Source organism: Pseudomonas sp. FSL R10-1339 (assembly GCF_009600545.1).
Classification (GTDB): domain Bacteria; phylum Pseudomonadota; class Gammaproteobacteria; order Pseudomonadales; family Pseudomonadaceae; genus Aquipseudomonas; species Aquipseudomonas bubulae.
The window spans coordinates 1-1833 of record NZ_WIVQ01000206.1; the positions used below are offsets into that span (position 1 = coordinate 1).

The 1833-nt window shown below is 61.9% G+C and carries 2 protein-coding genes; one reads left to right on the forward strand and one right to left on the reverse strand.

Features of this window, described 5'->3' with window-relative positions; genetic code table 11:
- Positions 1-739: 739 nt before the first annotated feature.
- The gene (locus tag GHO03_RS24350) at positions 740-1033 is read right to left on the reverse strand and encodes a hypothetical protein (protein WP_095001099.1); all 294 of its coding nucleotides are present in this window, start codon (positions 1031-1033) and stop codon (positions 740-742) included.
- A gap of 91 nt (positions 1034-1124) precedes the next feature.
- On the opposite strand from GHO03_RS24350, the gene GHO03_RS24355 reads away from it, so the two are divergent.
- Positions 1125-1833: transglycosylase domain-containing protein (locus GHO03_RS24355; protein WP_372241798.1), on the forward strand; the 709-nt coding region annotated here is incomplete at its 3' end.

The window sequence follows — 1833 nt, forward strand, 5'->3', positions numbered from 1 at the left end:
CCTGGCGTACGGCCTTCGCTGCGCTCAGGTTCCCTCGCTCCGGTCCCGCTCCGTGGGCACGCCGCCACGGGCCATCCTTGGCCCATCGCGGCTCTCCCGGCATCCATGCCGGGAGGCCCACTGCGCAGAACCTCCTCTCGGCCTCCCGATGGGGCGGGCAGATCAACAGCCGTCGAGGCGGCCGACCGGCCGGCCTGTTTGAATGCAGGATTTGCGACCGACATATTCCCCTGTGGGAGCCGGGCTTGCCCGCGATGCAGGCACCTCGTTCTATCTGGAGGAACAAAGTGCTGGCATCGCGGGCAGGCCCGCTCCCACAAGAGTTGGTGTTGGTAAAATTTTTGCTTTTGCTTTTGCTTTTGCTTTTGCTTTTGTTGTGGCCACTCGATTGTGCAGGCGACGCGAATGCCCCTCACAGAAGGCCGAGCGCAGGTGCTGTTATGGGGGTGGCGCGGCAGGACGCCGCGCCAGCCGCGATGGGCCATGGATGGCCCGTCGCGGCGTGCCCCCATAACAGTGCCGGAGAGAGGGAACCGGCGAGCCTTGGCGAGTCGGCCGTATGGTAGGGCGAGGACTTTTTGGTTCCTTTTTGGTCCTTCAAAAAGGGACTCGCCGTAAGGGCGAAACCGATACTTCAGTTAACCGCAGATGCCGGATATGTACCCGATGTACCGCTTAAACCGCCACAGCGGCTAAAGCGGCTACAGGTTTGGCGCATCGCTCCCACAGGAGTAAGAGCTCAACTGATGATCCAGCTCAAGAGCCACAGCCCCAGCACCAGCCAGATCACACCGCCGATGATCGAGGCGCGGATAAAGGCGCGCACGGCGTTGTACAAAAACAACAGGCCGATGATCAACACCGCAATGCTTATGATCGAGGTGTCCATGCCCAACGCCCGGGCCATGCCGTCGACAAAGTTGCTGCCTGCCTCAGTGATGGTGCCGAACAGGCCGTTCAGGGTCTCGACGATAAAACGCACCAGCGTGCCCAGCCACAGGCCAAGATTTCCAATAAAACTTTCGACGTGCATGGTCAGGTTCCGATGAGTAAGGTGGCCACTGTGCCAGATATACACATTAGGCATCCATTCATGGTGCAAGTTGCGTAGCGAGTGAGTTTGAGTGGGGCCAGGGATCAAAAAATTACTGGGTTGGACGGCTGGCGGCCTGCTGGCGCTGTGTACGTTGCTGTGGCTGGCTGACAGGATCTGGCCGCTGCCGTTGCCCAAGGATGACCAGGCCCGCGTTGTCCTGGCCGAAGACGGCACGCCACTGTGGCGCTTTGCCGATGCCAACGGTGTGTGGCGCTACCCGGTGCATGTCGAAGACGTGTCGCCGCTGTACCTGGATGCCTTGCTGACCTACGAGGATCGCTGGTTCTTTCAACACCCCGGGGTCAACCCGCTGGCGCTGGGCCGTGCGGCCTGGCAAAACCTTAGCGGCGGGCGGGTGTTATCAGGCGGTAGCACCTTGTCGATGCAGGTTGCACGCCTGCTCGATCCCCATGAGCGGACGTTGCCTGGCAAATTGCGTCAGCTATGGCGCACCGCTCAGCTGGAATGGCATCTGAGCAAGCCGCAGATTCTTGAGCTGTACCTCAATCGCGCGCCATTTGGCGGTACCCTGCAGGGTGTTGCTGCGGCCAGTTGGGCTTATCTGGGCAAGTCGCCGCAGCAGCTCACCCGTTCCGAGGCAGCCCTGCTCGCCGTGTTGCCACAAGCGCCGAGCCGCTTGCGCCCCGACCGTCACCCGCAACGCGCACAAGTGGCTCGGGACAAGGTGCTGCGTCGCCTGGCCGAGTACCGGGTGTGGCCACAGCCAGCGGTGGACG